Genomic DNA, 14,087 nt, shown 5'->3' with positions numbered 1-14,087 from the left:
TAACAATTCACTAACTTGAAGCTTGCGACTTAATCCTTACAGCTAGCCCATGAAATCCCAATACATCAAACTCCTCAAAAAGCAAATATCTAAACTGGAAGAAGAAAGCTTCGATCTGGAAGCCTGGAAAACAAGTGCGATCACCGTCCTGCAACGAATCTTTGGCGAATCAGACCCTCGAGCTAAACAAATTGATAACCTTAAGATCGACTACAGTAGTTGGGCACTGAGAGATTCAAATGCCAACTATAAACCTGTAGAAACTGCCAAACTCAAGGGCAAGGAAATCCTCAACACTGCAATAGATGAAATTGAAATTTTTGGCGCTCCTGAAAATCATGCTGCAGAGGTATTGGGTAATGATTTTGTAAAAAAATTACAAAATATGAGTGAATCAGAACGTAAAAAGCATTTTGAAAGTATGAAGAAAAATGAGTTGGTGGAGTTGTTGATGAAGCTCACTTCGTGAGGATTTTAACCGCAGAGACACGGAGTAGACGCAATGGACACAGAGCGATCAATATTACAAACTCTCTCTGAGTACTTTGTGAAAGTCTCTGTGCTCTCTGTGGTTAAAAATAAAAATCAGTGCTTAAAGTGCCTCACCCCGGTCATCACCATCGCTAAGCCATTTGCATCGCAATAGTCAATGGAGTCCTGATCTTTGATAGAACCTCCCGGCTGAATCACTGCAGTTATGCCTGCTTGATGTGCAATCTCAACACAGTCCGGAAACGGGAAAAACGCATCAGATGCCATCACGGCACCATTGAGGTCAAAACCAAACTTTCCGGCTTTTTCAATCGCCTGATTCAGCGCATCTACACGGGAAGTCTGACCTACACCACTTGCCAGTAGTTGGCCGTCTTTCGCTAAAACGATTGTATTCGATTTTGACTGCTTGCACACCTTGGACGCAAAGATCAAATCCTCCACTTCATCAGCCGTAGGTGCTTTTTTCGTTTTCACTTCCAGCTCTGCCTTGGTTTCAGATTTCAGATCATAGTCCTGAACAATCGTACCGTTGAGCAGGCTTTTGTATTGTGTCTCCTGATGCCATGGTTTTTTCTGAATCAACAAGATCCTGTTTTTCTTTTTTTCCAAAATCTCAAGCGCATCAACTGCAAAAGTTGGGGCAATCAGAATCTCGAAGAACAAGCTGCTCATCTCTTCAGCTGCTGCTTTGTCCACTTCCTGGTTGGTAATTAAAACACCCCCAAACGCAGAAACAGTATCTGCAGCAAAAGCTCGTTGGTATGCGTCTTTCACTGTTTTCCCAATTGCAATACCACAAGCGTTATTATGCTTCAGTATTCCAAAAGCAATATCTCTCTTAAACTCTGCAATTAGCTGAACGGCAGCCTCAATGTCTACCAGGTTGTTGTAGGAAATCTCCTTTCCGTGGATTTGCTCAAAATATGCTTCAAAATCTCCATAGAAGTAACCTTTCTGATGCGGATTTTCTCCATATCGCAATGTTCGGCCCGGAGCGGATGAAACCCTGAATGCCGGCACTTCTTTTTTCTCATTCATCCAGTTGAAGATCGCTGAATCATAATGACTGGATGTAGCAAATGCTTTGGCGGCAAATAGTTTACGCTCTTCTTCTGTTGTCTCGCCATTTTGATTGTCAAGAATGTCCTGAAGATCATGATAGTATTCCATTGAGCTTACCATCACCACATCTTTGTAATTTTTAGCTCCGGCTCGAATAAGCGCTATTCCACCAATGTCAATTTTTTCTATGATGTCATCTTCTCCTGCTCCACTTACAACCGTCTCTTCAAATGGATACAAATCCACTATAACGAGATCAATTGGTGGAATTTCGAATTTCTTGGCTTCTGTCAGATCTGATTCATTATCTCTTCTATGAAGAATACCACCAAAAACCTTGGGGTGAAGTGTTTTTACGCGCCCTCCAAAAATAGACGGGTAATCAGTCAAACTCTCTACTGGAATAACATCAATTCCCAGTTCTTTGATGAATTTCTCCGTTCCACCGGTACTGTAAATTTTTACTCCCTGTTTGTCCAGTTTTCGAACAATTGGCTCCAGGCCATCTTTATGAAACACAGAAATAAGTGCAGATTGAATCTTTTTTGTGGACATGTTTTTGGGTTGGTTTATTTCAAGGTTTGCAAAGGTACCATCTGTGATGGTTTTATATTTAGCTCCCCATACAATATACTCCTCGATCACTTTGGGAAAGTGTTTATGTTCCAAAGCGTGAATTTTCTGAGCGAGTAGGTCAGGTGTGTCGTTTGGTTCAACCTGACATTTGGCCTGAAAAAGTATTTCCCCTTTATCGTACTCCTCATTTACCAAATGAATCGTAATTCCGGATTCTTTTTCACCGGCATCAATCACTGCCATATGAACCCGCTCTCCATACATTCCCTTACCACCAAACTTCGGAAGCAGCGCAGGATGAATGTTTATGATTTTGTTTGGAAAAGCTTTTATCAGATATTTTGGGATCAGCCATAAAAACCCAGCCAAGATGATATAATCTATATCCGATAATTGTTTTATAAACGATGAGTCGTAAAACTCTTCCTTTGAAAAAGTGGAAGAGGGAATGTCAAGCTTATCCGCACGCTGATGAACGAAAGCATTTTTTTTGTTTGAAAGTATTTCTTTGACTTGAATGCTTTCATGACCTTCAAAATATTTTGCAATATTTTCAGCGTTCGATCCACTCCCGGAAGCGAAGATGGCAAGGTTAATCATCCGGCAAAAGTAGCCTAAAGTGTAATGTTGTGATCTCTTGCAAACACACGAATGTTCTCACGTAGATTTTTCAATACTTCAGCCAAATCCAGCTCATCACTTTACATATAAGTTTTGAATGAAGTTTTTCATTGCAATGTTTTCTGTACGTGCAAAATCCAGATCATTTTGAGAGAGGAACTGATTCTCCTTTGCTTGTTCCAATTGTTCTTCCAGGGTTTTTATTCGCTCATCATCCATGATTAAAATGCATCTTCAAACACTTCAATTTTATTTTCAGCGTCTATGCAGACTATATCAAAGCGGACGTTTTTTTGCCAGTTGATCCCATAGATGTAATCTTCTGCTGCTTCTTTTATTCGATCTTGTTGTGCTTCTGAAACAAACGTCTCTGCCTCACCAAAGTCTGCTCTGCTTCGCTTTTTAACTTCTACAAAGATTAAAATCTGCTCATCTTTCAAGGCGATCAGATCTATTTCGGCTCGTTTGTATCGATAGTTTGATTCCAAAATTTCACAACCTTGATTTTCATAGTGCCGTTTTGCTATTCCTTCACCTACAATACCTTTAGTTTTGCGATCCATGTTATCAGTCAGGTTTATCCTGTCGAAACAGCTTAAAGTTAATGTCAGAGTTATACCCACTTAAGTTCAATCCCATTTTCAAAGAAAAGCTTTGGGGCGGGCAGAAAATTAAAACCATTCTTGGAAAAGATTTTGGCGATCTTGACAATTGTGGAGAAACATGGGAGCTATCGGGGGTTCCTGGAAATGTTTCCGAAGTATCCAATGGGGCTTTAAAGGGCGAGTCTTTAAATGATTTGGTTTCTGATCTCAAGGCCGATCTTGTGGGTAGGAGTGTCTATGGAAGGTTTGGTAATGAATTTCCCTTACTCATCAAATACATTGATGCCGCTCAGGATTTATCTGTTCAAGTACACCCTGATGATGAGTTAGCACACGCTAGGCATAACTCCAAGGGAAAAGCTGAAATGTGGTATATAATTCAGTGTGACCGTGATTCGAAGCTAATCAATGGCTTTAACAAAAAAACAGATGAGGCAGAATTCTCAAAAGCTTTTCGGAATGGAGATGTTCTTAATCTACTTAATATGGAATCTGTATTTAAAGGAGATGCATTTTACTTGCCTGGAGGTCGGGTTCATGCAATAGGTGCTGGAATTCTCCTTACGGAAATCCAACAGACTTCAGATATCACATATCGAATTTATGATTTCGACAGAGTTGATAAACATGGAAATGTTAGAGAACTCCATGTCGATCAAGCATTGGATGCCATTAACTTTTCCAAGCCTGAGCAGATAAAAAGCGAATATTCCAACGAGCCAAACAAGGCAAATGGTATTGTCGCTACCCCATATTTTACCACAAACAAACTGATCATAAACCAGAAGAAACAAATTGACCGTAAAGAACTTGATTGTTTCAAAATTTACATTGGTGTTGGTGGTTCGGGGAAAATTGGAAACGAAAACATCAAGCTTGGAGATGTTGTCCTTATTCCGGCAGCCATGAAGACCTATAACATTGAACCGAATGGAGAACTAGAGTTGTTAGAAACCTATATTGATGCTTCGACAAGCTCAGCATGACAAAACAAACGCAATTCATTCATTTAGGACTTAAGGATTACAAGGAGGCATGGGACTTTCAGGAAATTCTCTTTAAGGAAACTGTCGATCAGAAAATTGCCAACCGGAAGCTGCCGGAAACAGAACAAGTTGAAACCAAAAATCATCTGATTTTTTGTGAACACCCTCACGTTTATACTTTGGGTAAGAGTGGGGATGAAAACCACCTCCTTGCCAATGAGGCTTTTTTGAAGGAAAAAAAAGCCTCCTTTTACAAAATCAATAGAGGCGGTGATATAACCTATCATGGACCGGGTCAGATAGTGGGGTATCCAATTTTAGATTTAGATCATTTTTTTACTGACATCCACAAGTACCTGCGGTTTCTGGAGGAGGCTGTGATTCTAACGCTGAAAGAGTATGGCATTGAGTCCGGAAGAGTAGACGGGCTCACGGGAGTGTGGCTGGATGGTGATGATGAAAAGAAAGCACGAAAAATTTGTGCATTGGGTGTGAAAAGCAGCCGATGGGTAACCATGCATGGTTTTGCCTTCAATGTCAATACAAACCTTGAATACTTCAATTACATCGTCCCTTGCGGCATTCAGGACAAAGCGGTGACTTCACTTCAAAAAGAACTTGGTAAAGAAGTTGATATTAAGGAAGTCGAGCAAAAACTCAAACTTCATCTGGCCTCTGTCTTTGAAATGGATTTGATTGAATAATTATCTCCTTACAAACCAAACTGAAATTCCATATCCGAGGAATGTTGCCATCAAATGCATCAAAGAAATATGCAGGTCAATTCCCAAAACTGATAAATTGAATATCTCAAAAACTACTGGTATCATTAAAATAATCCACGGTTTTCGGCTTTTTGTTGCCAATGCACCGTATACCTGAAACATCCCAATCGATCCTCCCATCCAGTTTCGCTCGAATGCAAACTGCATAAATACGCTATCCGGAAAAAGGTTCAGACCTATGGTGTAAAACACCCCAAAAAATGGAGCTACCGTAAGATAGGCAGAAAGAAAAATGAGCGCAGTGGTCTTAAAACCAAAAATTGCTTCATGTGATTGGACAATTACCAGAATCCCAAGAATAGAAACAAATAGAATATGGTCAAATCCATTGTGGAGAAACAGTGTGGTAAACATGTTGCGCACAAAAATCAGCGGAGCTTCTCTTAGGTTTTTAACCCAGAATGCGAAATCACATTGAAGTGCCAGCTGCCAGGTTCCTTCACAGTTGCGTGTCGAAGCAAAACCAAGGATTCCAATGATTGACCAGATGATGATCAGGTACAAAATCGAAAACGATTTTAGCCGTATCAATTTTCCAAGAGAAACATTTTCATTATCCGCTCCTTTCCATGGCCATACAAACGGAAAAATTCTTTCCTTTTGAGGGTTATTTTGGTTCATTTGCCTAAAATATATATTGTGAGCAACATAGCATTGAGCTCATTATTTAACTGAATAGAAGTTCGTGAAAAAAGACATTGATTTTTCGCCTGTAAAAGATGTTCATGTGGTCATTGGAAAAGGTGATGAAGGTTGGAAAGTCTTTCTTATTAACCGAAATCATGCCAAACTCGAAAATGTAATGGTCACTTCTCGTGGTTATGGTGAGACCAAAATGGAAAAGCAGAAGACCTCCACGCTCAGGCACATGATTCCCTACATTGATTCGGGCGAATATGCATTAATTGAACCGATTGATGAATCAGTGTTCCATTTAAACAATGAATATTGGGTTAGTTATTTTATCAATGGACAGGTCTATGATAAAAAGTTTATCTTTGTGCCAGACTCAATCGTTGAAGAAAACCTCACCTTCATTGAAGAGTTGCAAATGAGCGGTATCTTGCATGACTAATTGCTCCATCATCTCTGAAACAGAGATATCTTTTCCAAAATTGATTAGATAGACAGAGCAAGCGAAGTATTAAAACAAACGAAGTTTGCGTAACCACTTTCAAGATTTCCTCATCATTGATATTGAGACTGTCTCAGGAAATGAAAATGTAGAGCAGTTGCCTCCAGCTTTACAAAAACACTGGGAACGAAAAGCCGGTTTTATTCGAAACCCTGAAGAAAAAGCACCTGATGAGTTGTATAATGATCGGGCAGCTATTTACGCAGAGTTTGGAAAAATCATTGTCATTGGAATGGGGTTTTACCATGAACATAAAGGAAAACCGGCGTTACGGGTCAAATCCATCGCTTCCAAAGACGAAAAGAAATTATTAACTGAATTTAAAAACTTTATAGAATCAAAATTTGATCAGGACAACTTAAAGCTTTGCGCACATAATGGAAAAGAATTTGACTTTCCTTATTTGTGCCGTCGCATGCTGATCAACGACATTAAAATCCCCTGGTCGTTAAACATGACCGGGAAAAAACCATGGGAAGTAAATCACATAGACACCATGGAACTATGGAAGTTCGGCGACTGGAAAAGTTTCACTTCGCTGGATTTGCTAACAACCATTTTCAAAATTCCGTCAAGCAAAAAAGAATTAGACGGGTCAATGGTGACAAAAACATATTATGAAGAAAAAGATGGGTTAAAGAAAATTGAGGAATATTGTCAAAAAGATGTGGTAGCAACCGCCCAGCTCTACCTCCGCCTCAATAATTTACCTCTGATCGATCCTGATCAGATAAACATCGTAAAATGACCGCACGGTCGAAAAACAAACAATGAGTAAAAAACGAAAAAAGAAATTAGGAACTAGATCAAAAAATCAAGAACCCAATCACGTAAAAGCAATTAAAAGTAAGCTCCATGAAATTTTCACCTTAAACGATGGAAAATCATACGGCTATCGAGAGCTAATCCGAAAGCTTCAGCTTCGGGATAAAAAATCAAAAGATTATTTAAAAACCCAGCTTTTCAGCCTGGAAAGCAAAGACAAAATCAGAAGACTAAGCGACGGCCGATACATCACTAATGCTGAGACCGAATACATTCAGGGAAAGGTCGATCATGTCAATCCGAACTTTGCCTATATCCTCACACCGGATGGAGAAGACGATATCTGGGTAAAGACCCAGGATCTGAACTTTGCTATCCATGGTGATCTGGTAAGTGTCGTACTGACACGCCCAGCCAAAAAAGGTTTTCGCCCGGAAGGTAAAGTCGTCAATATTCTCAATAGAGATCGGGATGAATTTGTAGGGAAAATAGATGTCTCGCAAAAATTCTCTTTTGTAGTTCCTGATAGCAGACACATTCATTTTGACATCATGGTTTACCCCGAAAAAATCGGGAAGGCCAAACCCAATGATAAGGTGATGGTCAAAATTGACAAGTGGCACGATGCGAAAAACAGGAGTCCACTTGGTACAGTGACGGAAGTGCTGGGACAGGCCGGTGAAAATGAAGCAGAAATTCATTCCATTATGGCAGAGTTTGGTTTGCCATTTCGATTCACCAAAAAAGTGGAGAAAGCGGCTGATCAGATTTCAGACCTTATTACGGATGAGGAAATCAAAAAACGTAGAGATTTCAGAGATATCACTACGTTCACGGTAGATCCGCATGATGCGAAGGATTTTGATGATGCCCTTTCAATCAAGGAACTGGGTGATGACAAATACGAAATCGGAATTCACATTGCTGATGTTTCTCACTATGTAGACGAAGGAAGTGAGTTGGATAAAGAAGCTGTTGATCGGGCCACTTCCGTTTACCTGGTGGATCGAACCATTCCCATGCTGCCCGAAAGATTGTCCAACGGACTTTGCTCGCTGAGACCCAATGAAGAAAAGCTGACCTTTTCGGCCGTTTTCGATATTGATTCTAAAGGAGCCGTTTCAAAAAAATGGTTTGGACGAACCATCATCAATTCTGATCGTCGATTTACCTACGAAGAGGCGCAAGAACGAATTGAGGGATTGGATAGTGACTTTACAAAAGAGGTGGTGACGCTTAACAACATTGCCAAGCAACTCCGAAAGAAACGCTTCCAGCAAGGAGCTGTGAATTTTGAAACTGTGGAAGTAAAATTCAGGCTGGATGAAAAAGGCAAGCCTCTTGAGGTGATCCCGAAAGAGCGAAAAGATGCGCACAAGATGATCGAAGAGTTTATGTTGCTGGCCAATAAAGAAGTAGCTACCCACATTTACAAATGGAAAGAAAAAGGCAAAGAGGAAGGAAGCAAGACATTTGTATATCGGGTTCATGACGACCCTGATCCTGAAAAACTCAGCACTTTTGCTTCGTTTGCAGCACGCTTTGGTCACAAGGTTGATACGGGTGGAAACATTTCCCACGGGTTGAACAAACTGATGGAAAACATTGAAGGGAAGCCGGAACAAAACGTACTTGAATCCTTAGCCATCCGATCGATGGCAAAAGCCAAATACACCACAGACCCGAGAGGTCACTTTGGTTTGGCCTTTGAGCACTACACCCATTTCACCTCTCCGATCAGGCGATATCCGGATGTCATGGTGCATCGCCTCCTCGAGCATTATCTGCAGGGAGGAAAAAATGTGGGTAATGAAGAGCATGAACCATTGTGTATGCATTCGTCGGAGCGTGAAAAACGTGCCGCTGATGCCGAACGTGCCTCTATCAAATACAAGCAGGTTGAATTCATGGAAACCATGCTTGGTCAGGAGTTTGAAGGAATTGTTTCAGGTGTAACAGAATGGGGCATTTTTGTAGAGATTATCCAAACCAAGTGTGAGGGTATGATTCGAATGACTGATTTGGATGACGATTTCTATGAGTTTGACGAAAAGCAAATGCGAGTGATTGGAAGAAATAACAAACGAATTATTACATTAGGTGACAAACTAAACGTCATTGTAGCCAAAACAGATATTGACCGAAGAACCATTGATTTAGAGTTGGTGAGTGACAAATAAAAAAACTAAGCACATAATTAAAGGAGACATTTTTCCGCCCCATATTATTGGACTTGGAGCCATACTGATACTGTTTAGCTATCTCAGCCTTGAGAGTGAATATTCTAACTACTCCATCTGGTTTTTGATAGCTGGAGCCTTCTTAACCACTTCACGTTTCGGAACTGTAATCGATACGAGGAGAAAGTCAATTAAGCCGTATCTAAGTATCTTGTTCATAAGATTTGGCTTAAAAAAGAAGTATGATCTACTAAACTGTTTTTGGCTAAATTCAAGTAGAATGAAAGACGTTTGGCAAAACCCAGCGGTTCAATCAGTTTCTTCTCCATATACTGTTGTTTACGTTTATTTATTAACTTCAGAAGGAAGGCAATACTTCCTTTTCCGCGAAAATTCTAAGCAAGGTGTTTACGAAAAGTTAGGAAAGCATATGCGGCAACTGGGGATTAAATGTTTAGATCGCAAAAGCGCATGAGTCTCAGCAAAAAAGCCAGCGATATGCTGGATTACAATGGATACCGGTACAAAAAGGATAATCATCTAATCCTCTTTAGAAAAGCGGGTACGGATCGGGTTGGGCTTACGATTGTCATAATCGTTAGTCTGGTGTTTGTCGGACTTATTTTTGCGCTTCAATGGTGGGCTGGTTTAATTGCCTTGATTGTCGCTTTTCTCATTTTCCGTCCACTGGTTAAAAGAATACCAGGGAGCTTAAAATTGGTCATTGATCCGGAAAAGAAGATTGTTGAAATTGACAACCGTACCAGAGCCTACAATTTCGACCAGATTTTTGGTATTTATATCCACTCAAAGTTTGTTGATGAATACTCCAGTGCGTTTAAAAGCACGAGCGAAGAACATCAGATCACAATCGGTCTTGAACTGGACAATCAGAAATTAGCACCGCTCTTCAAACTCATCTCCGATCATGCCAAACCTTCTAAAGAGATGAATGAAGTGTATGATTTTTTAGAATCGTCTATTAAAGCAAAAAATTTTGCTTGATTTTCTTCTCTTGAATCTACCAGAGATAGTTTATGATTATTCGAATAAAGAGAGGAATACTCCTTTTTTTCGCTTAATATTAGATTACAATTGATAGTAAAGTCGAGGGACTTTCAAACCAATTAACCATGAAGTCACCCAATCTCAGCAAAGAAGCATTAGATATTCTTGCGGAAAACAACTATTCTTTCAAATCAAAAGATGGCAAAATCACCATTAAACACCAATCGGGATATATGGGGGCCATCGTGCTTCTTTTTATTACCCTATTTCTTTCTATTCCTCTTTTTTCGGCAGGTACTATCTACGGTGTAATATTGATTGGCGGTGTGGTTGGCGGCATCATTATCCGTAAAATCTATTTTGCAAAAAAATCAAGCCTTACTATTGACCTGAACCAAAACACATTTACGGCCATCATTGGCACTTATTATCAGGAAGATCAACCTTTAAAAATGATTTCGACTATCACGCTTCAATCAAAGTTTGTAGATGAATATACAACCGCAGCTAGAAACTCCGTGGAAGAATATTTGATTTCGATTAAGATTCAGCTAATCACGAAAGAAGAGCTTACCCTGTTCCATCTAAAGTCTGATCAGTCTGAGCCAACGGCCCAGATAAATGAAATTTATTCCCTTTTAGAGGATTCTATTAAGTCAGCAAAAATCACATAAAACCATGACTTACTACATTTTTAGATGATTAGATTGTGTTAATTTCATCAAGGATAAAGTCACCACACCTTGAGTACAAGTCAATACCTAACCAGAGAAGAAAGTTTTTATCGCTTTCTTATGATTTCCGCTTATGCTTCAACCCTTGTTTTTGGAGGGTTCTACTTTTTTGCTGGTGTACAAATCTTGTTTTTGACAACTTTATCTGCATTCCTCATCTTTTTAATATTAGGAGCTCTTTCATTCTATTCAGTGGGTATTGTTACGCTTTTTCGCTTATCAATTTTAACGATCCTGATCGCTTTTTATCTTCAGGTTTTTTTTACCGGAGGATCTCAATCTTCCGCATATCCAAACTTTCTGATTCCACCCTTGTTAGCGTTCTTTTATAAGCCTATACACGATAGGTATTTTTTTATGATACTATCTGGTGCATGCGTTATATCTATGCTGCCTCTTTCTTTGATGGACTTACCCTATGATTTAGTTCCTGAAGGGTTCAAGTTGACTCATGGGGTAATTTGTACTGTTTTCATTTTTGCTAGCGTAATCATTTATACTTTCATGTTTCGAAATGCTCTAATACGACGCAATGAAAAAATGGGTGACGCAATGAAAAAATTACAGGAGACAACCCGTAAACTAATCCAGTCGGAAAAGCTAGCTTCTCTTGGTATGCTTTCTGCAGGTGTAGCGCATGAAATCAACAATCCCCTGAACTTTATTCAAGGAGGCCTTCAACTCCTAGAGCAAGGGTTGGAAGATGAAAAAGAATTAAAATTTGAAGCAACCCCTTGTCTAAACGTTATGAAAGAAGGGCTTAGACGTGCTTCTATAATTGTAAAAAGCCTAAACCATTTTAGTAGAGATACAGAAACAATGAATGAATCTTGTGATTTGCATCAGATTCTTAACAATAGCCTGGTAATGCTTCAGCCTAAACTAAAGTATAAAGGGGAGGTCAAAAAGCTGTTTACGAGTGAGAAACTTGTAATATCAGGAAATGAAGGAAAGCTGCACCAGGCATTCCTGAATATAATTTCGAATGCAGAACAAGCCATTCAAAAAGATGGATTAATTACCATCAGCACGATAAAAAAGAAGAAACGAATCTATGTGGAAATAGCTGACAATGGAATCGGAATCACTAAGGAAAACCTAAAAAAAATCAGCGATCCTTTTTTTACCACTAAACCGGTAGGAAAGGGCACGGGGCTTGGTCTTTCCATTACCTACAAAATCATTGAAGAGCATAAAGGAATAATTAAGGTTTCTTCTAAACCGGGGAAAGGTTCTAAATTTGTCATATCATTTAGTGAGAAGTGAGGCATACTATTCTTTTTGTAGACGATGAAATAATCAATCTTTTTGTGCTGGAAAAAAGGTTTGAATCTGAGTACAATGTACTAACAGCAGAATCCGGTCATGACGCATTAAGGATTATAGAAGAAAATAAAGGCAGCCTTGACGCCATAATAAGTGATTTAAGAATGCCCGAAATGGATGGCTTGCAGCTTATCGACAAAGCGATCCCTTCGCTCATAGATGTCCCTTGTTTCTTGTTGACCGGTTACGACCGAAACAAGCAAATCGAAGAAGCAATAGATTCTAAGAAAGTGGCTTACATGTTCAAAAAGCCATTTGACTATAATGAAATTGATTCGGTTTTAAAAAGTACCCTTTAGCGGTGTTCTGCCTTCAGTAAGTCAGTAACAGTTTTTACAGGATTAAACGTCACAAGGGGAACCTCTACAAAAATCGTGTTCCAATGTGCCATTCCACCATTCCACAAACCAGGTAACTCCATAGCCAGTAGTTTTTTACCGTTGTAGGATTTCTCAGAAATAAACCCTGCCTCCTCATCACGATAAGTCGTTAAGTCAAACTTTTCCCCTTTATAATTTTTAACTCCACACACTAAATCAACCGGGTTAAAATGGGTGCCTTTCTTAAAGATTCGGTATTGCTCCGAATCTGCTTTATTGACTTGAGCTGACTCTACGATTTGAAGTGATTCAATAGCTCCATTTTTAACCCAAAATGGTCCCCCCCCTGGCTCACCCTCATTCTTAACCATGCCGCAAACTCTTATCGGCCGATTGAGAAGATGCGGAATATCATTTTTAGAAAACCCCTTGATCCCCATCTCCATAAGTAGTTGTTCTCCTTCTTCAAAAATATTTGTTCCGAAATCAAACTGATCAAGAAGTTGGAAAGCCCTTTTTTGATAAGACAGTAGCACACCTGCGAGAACCTTCTTGAATTTAATCGTTTCCGGCTTTAGCGCATCCGGAACTACATTGTCAATGTTTTTTATAAAAATTATATCTGCAGTGAGTTCGTTCAGGTTTCTAAGCAATGCCCCATGACCTGCTGGCCTAAATAGTAATTTATTGGCTGAATCGCGAAATGGTTCATATTCAAGCGTTGAGGCAATGGTGTCAGTTTCTGACTTTTGGGTGCTATAATCCACTTTTATTTCAACACCTGTTGATAGCTGATCGATCGCTTCTGCCACATGCTTTTGGAAATCTTCCATGTGCTCTGGGGAAACTGTGAAGTGCAGTCTTACTTTGTTCCCTTTTTCGGCATACGCCAGGCCTTCATGGATGTGTTCTTCCGCCGCTGTTCTTTCGCCATTTTCGTAGGCGTGAAATGTTAGCAATCCTTTCGGTTTCTTTTCATAGCCCAAGCCTTCAGGTTCAAGAAGTAGTTTGATTATCTCCTTATGCTTTAACTCCTTTTTTGCCTGATCAATTGATAGATTTAAGCTTTTAATAACTGCTTGATTCAATTCATGGAAAAAAGCGAACTCGTCAATATCACTAAAAAACTTCCCGATTTTCTTTTCCTCCCTTTTAATCTCGGAAATGGACTCATTTGAACCATCAAATTTTTCTAAGAATCCATACAATGATTTGAACATGCGAGTAGCAGCGCCCGAAGCGGGCACAAATTTCATTGCATCAACTTCTGCATGATCGTATAAACCCTGATACAATACGGTTTCTTCTTTGGTCAGCTTGAAAATGCCATTTTCAATAGATGCATGAGCGGTAATTTGAACATGGGGAAAACCTTTTTTAAAACGCTCAATTTCCCTTTCAACTTTGTCTATTGAAATTCCCTTTTCTTTGATTTGTATCTTGTCCGCTTCTGAAAACATTGCCGATTTAAAAACACAAATGTAAATTG

Annotated in this window: 16 protein-coding genes and 1 pseudogene; 11 read left to right on the top strand and 6 right to left on the bottom strand. The window is 39.5% G+C overall.

What is annotated here, in order from left to right; all coding sequences use genetic code 11:
• Window positions 1-49 precede the first annotated feature (49 nt).
• Window positions 50-469: a hypothetical protein gene (locus RIC88_RS17650; protein WP_350218890.1), complete on the top strand. Its 420-nt coding sequence runs from the start codon at window positions 50-52 to the stop codon at window positions 467-469.
• A gap of 116 nt (window positions 470-585) precedes the next feature.
• On the opposite strand, the gene purH is transcribed toward RIC88_RS17650, so the two are convergent.
• The 4 genes and pseudogenes from purH to RIC88_RS17630 form a co-directional block, all read right to left on the bottom strand.
• On the bottom strand, window positions 586-2,112 hold the full coding sequence (gene purH, locus RIC88_RS17645) for a bifunctional phosphoribosylaminoimidazolecarboxamide formyltransferase/IMP cyclohydrolase (RefSeq protein WP_350219164.1): 1,527 nt from the start codon (window positions 2,110-2,112) through the stop codon (window positions 586-588).
• 96 nt (window positions 2,113-2,208) lie between these two features.
• Window positions 2,209-2,733, bottom strand: a pseudogene (purN, locus tag RIC88_RS17640) (phosphoribosylglycinamide formyltransferase); the annotation flags it as partial.
• Window positions 2,734-2,829: 96 nt separating this feature from the next.
• Window positions 2,830-2,973 carry a hypothetical protein gene (locus RIC88_RS17635; protein ID WP_350218889.1) on the bottom strand — a complete coding sequence of 48 codons (144 nt, stop codon included), beginning with the start codon at window positions 2,971-2,973 and terminating at the stop codon, window positions 2,830-2,832.
• Between the two features lie 2 nt (window positions 2,974-2,975).
• Complete coding sequence (locus RIC88_RS17630; RefSeq protein WP_350218888.1) at window positions 2,976-3,317, bottom strand: YraN family protein; 342 nt, start codon at window positions 3,315-3,317, stop codon at window positions 2,976-2,978.
• A 41-nt stretch (window positions 3,318-3,358) separates the two neighbouring features.
• Here RIC88_RS17630 and RIC88_RS17625 point away from each other — a divergent pair, with 41 nt between their 5' ends.
• Window positions 3,359-4,345 (top strand): type I phosphomannose isomerase catalytic subunit, encoded by a 987-nt coding sequence (locus RIC88_RS17625; RefSeq protein WP_350218887.1) that lies wholly within the window; start codon window positions 3,359-3,361, stop codon window positions 4,343-4,345.
• Window positions 4,342-5,049, top strand: a complete 708-nt coding sequence (gene lipB, locus RIC88_RS17620) for a lipoyl(octanoyl) transferase LipB (RefSeq protein ID WP_350218886.1) — start codon at window positions 4,342-4,344, stop codon at window positions 5,047-5,049. Before RIC88_RS17625 ends, lipB begins: the two co-directional genes overlap by 4 nt.
• On the opposite strand, the gene RIC88_RS17615 is transcribed toward lipB, so the two are convergent.
• Window positions 5,050-5,751, bottom strand: a complete 702-nt coding sequence (locus tag RIC88_RS17615) for a hypothetical protein (protein WP_350218885.1) — start codon at window positions 5,749-5,751, stop codon at window positions 5,050-5,052.
• 64 nt (window positions 5,752-5,815) lie between these two features.
• Between RIC88_RS17615 and RIC88_RS17610 the strand changes: the two genes are divergently transcribed.
• From RIC88_RS17610 to RIC88_RS17575, 8 genes are all read left to right on the top strand, one after another.
• Window positions 5,816-6,205, top strand: coding sequence for a hypothetical protein (locus tag RIC88_RS17610; RefSeq protein WP_350218884.1), 390 nt, complete (start codon window positions 5,816-5,818; stop codon window positions 6,203-6,205).
• Window positions 6,206-6,290: 85 nt separating this feature from the next.
• Window positions 6,291-7,013 carry a 3'-5' exonuclease gene (locus tag RIC88_RS17605; RefSeq protein WP_350218883.1) on the top strand — a complete coding sequence of 241 codons (723 nt, stop codon included), beginning with the start codon at window positions 6,291-6,293 and terminating at the stop codon, window positions 7,011-7,013.
• A gap of 22 nt (window positions 7,014-7,035) precedes the next feature.
• The gene (gene rnr / locus RIC88_RS17600) at window positions 7,036-9,210 is read left to right on the top strand and encodes a ribonuclease R (protein WP_350218882.1); all 2,175 of its coding nucleotides are present in this window, start codon (window positions 7,036-7,038) and stop codon (window positions 9,208-9,210) included.
• Window positions 9,211-9,490: 280 nt separating this feature from the next.
• On the top strand, window positions 9,491-9,685 hold the full coding sequence (locus RIC88_RS17595) for a hypothetical protein (protein WP_350218881.1): 195 nt from the start codon (window positions 9,491-9,493) through the stop codon (window positions 9,683-9,685).
• Window positions 9,682-10,215, top strand: coding sequence for a hypothetical protein (locus RIC88_RS17590; protein ID WP_350218880.1), 534 nt, complete (start codon window positions 9,682-9,684; stop codon window positions 10,213-10,215). Before RIC88_RS17595 ends, RIC88_RS17590 begins: the two co-directional genes overlap by 4 nt.
• A gap of 128 nt (window positions 10,216-10,343) precedes the next feature.
• Window positions 10,344-10,892 carry a hypothetical protein gene (locus RIC88_RS17585; RefSeq protein WP_350218879.1) on the top strand — a complete coding sequence of 183 codons (549 nt, stop codon included), beginning with the start codon at window positions 10,344-10,346 and terminating at the stop codon, window positions 10,890-10,892.
• A 612-nt stretch (window positions 10,893-11,504) separates the two neighbouring features.
• Window positions 11,505-12,218 (top strand): sensor histidine kinase, encoded by a 714-nt coding sequence (locus RIC88_RS17580; RefSeq protein ID WP_350218878.1) that lies wholly within the window; start codon window positions 11,505-11,507, stop codon window positions 12,216-12,218.
• Window positions 12,215-12,577: a response regulator gene (locus RIC88_RS17575; RefSeq protein ID WP_350218877.1), complete on the top strand. Its 363-nt coding sequence runs from the start codon at window positions 12,215-12,217 to the stop codon at window positions 12,575-12,577. The genes RIC88_RS17580 and RIC88_RS17575 overlap by 4 nt, the downstream gene beginning before the upstream one ends.
• Here RIC88_RS17575 and RIC88_RS17570 read toward each other — a convergent pair.
• Entirely contained in the window at window positions 12,574-14,058 is a 1,485-nt protein-coding gene (locus RIC88_RS17570; protein ID WP_350218876.1) for a DUF4301 family protein, read from the bottom strand. The genes RIC88_RS17575 and RIC88_RS17570 overlap by 4 nt on opposite strands.
• Window positions 14,059-14,087: the final 29 nt, after the last annotated feature.

This window comes from Ekhidna sp., from assembly GCF_040220215.1.
GTDB lineage: Bacteria > Bacteroidota > Bacteroidia > Cytophagales > Cyclobacteriaceae > Ekhidna.
Note: the sequence above shows the minus strand (reverse complement) of the source record. Positions and strands in the feature narration are given on the sequence as shown.

Bases quoted from the DNA above. Each gene is read 5' to 3' on its own strand.
- RIC88_RS17650 (WP_350218890.1), top strand. From the start codon at position 50: ATGAAATCCCAATACATCAAACTCCTCAAAAAGCAAATATCTAAACTG.
- RIC88_RS17615 (WP_350218885.1), bottom strand. From the start codon at position 5,751: ATGAACCAAAATAACCCTCAAAAGGAAAGAATTTTTCCGTTTGTATGG.
- RIC88_RS17590 (WP_350218880.1), top strand. From the start codon at position 9,682: ATGAGTCTCAGCAAAAAAGCCAGCGATATGCTGGATTACAATGGATAC.
- purH (WP_350219164.1), bottom strand. From the start codon at position 2,112: ATGTCCACAAAAAAGATTCAATCTGCACTTATTTCTGTGTTTCATAAA.
- RIC88_RS17570 (WP_350218876.1), bottom strand. From the start codon at position 14,058: ATGTTTTCAGAAGCGGACAAGATACAAATCAAAGAAAAGGGAATTTCA.
- lipB (WP_350218886.1), top strand. From the start codon at position 4,342: ATGACAAAACAAACGCAATTCATTCATTTAGGACTTAAGGATTACAAG.
- RIC88_RS17625 (WP_350218887.1), top strand. From the start codon at position 3,359: ATGTCAGAGTTATACCCACTTAAGTTCAATCCCATTTTCAAAGAAAAG.
- RIC88_RS17595 (WP_350218881.1), top strand. From the start codon at position 9,491: ATGAAAGACGTTTGGCAAAACCCAGCGGTTCAATCAGTTTCTTCTCCA.
- RIC88_RS17585 (WP_350218879.1), top strand. From the start codon at position 10,344: ATGAAGTCACCCAATCTCAGCAAAGAAGCATTAGATATTCTTGCGGAA.
- RIC88_RS17630 (WP_350218888.1), bottom strand. From the start codon at position 3,317: ATGGATCGCAAAACTAAAGGTATTGTAGGTGAAGGAATAGCAAAACGG.
- rnr (WP_350218882.1), top strand. From the start codon at position 7,036: ATGAGTAAAAAACGAAAAAAGAAATTAGGAACTAGATCAAAAAATCAA.
- RIC88_RS17580 (WP_350218878.1), top strand. From the start codon at position 11,505: ATGAAAAAATTACAGGAGACAACCCGTAAACTAATCCAGTCGGAAAAG.
- RIC88_RS17635 (WP_350218889.1), bottom strand. From the start codon at position 2,973: ATGGATGATGAGCGAATAAAAACCCTGGAAGAACAATTGGAACAAGCA.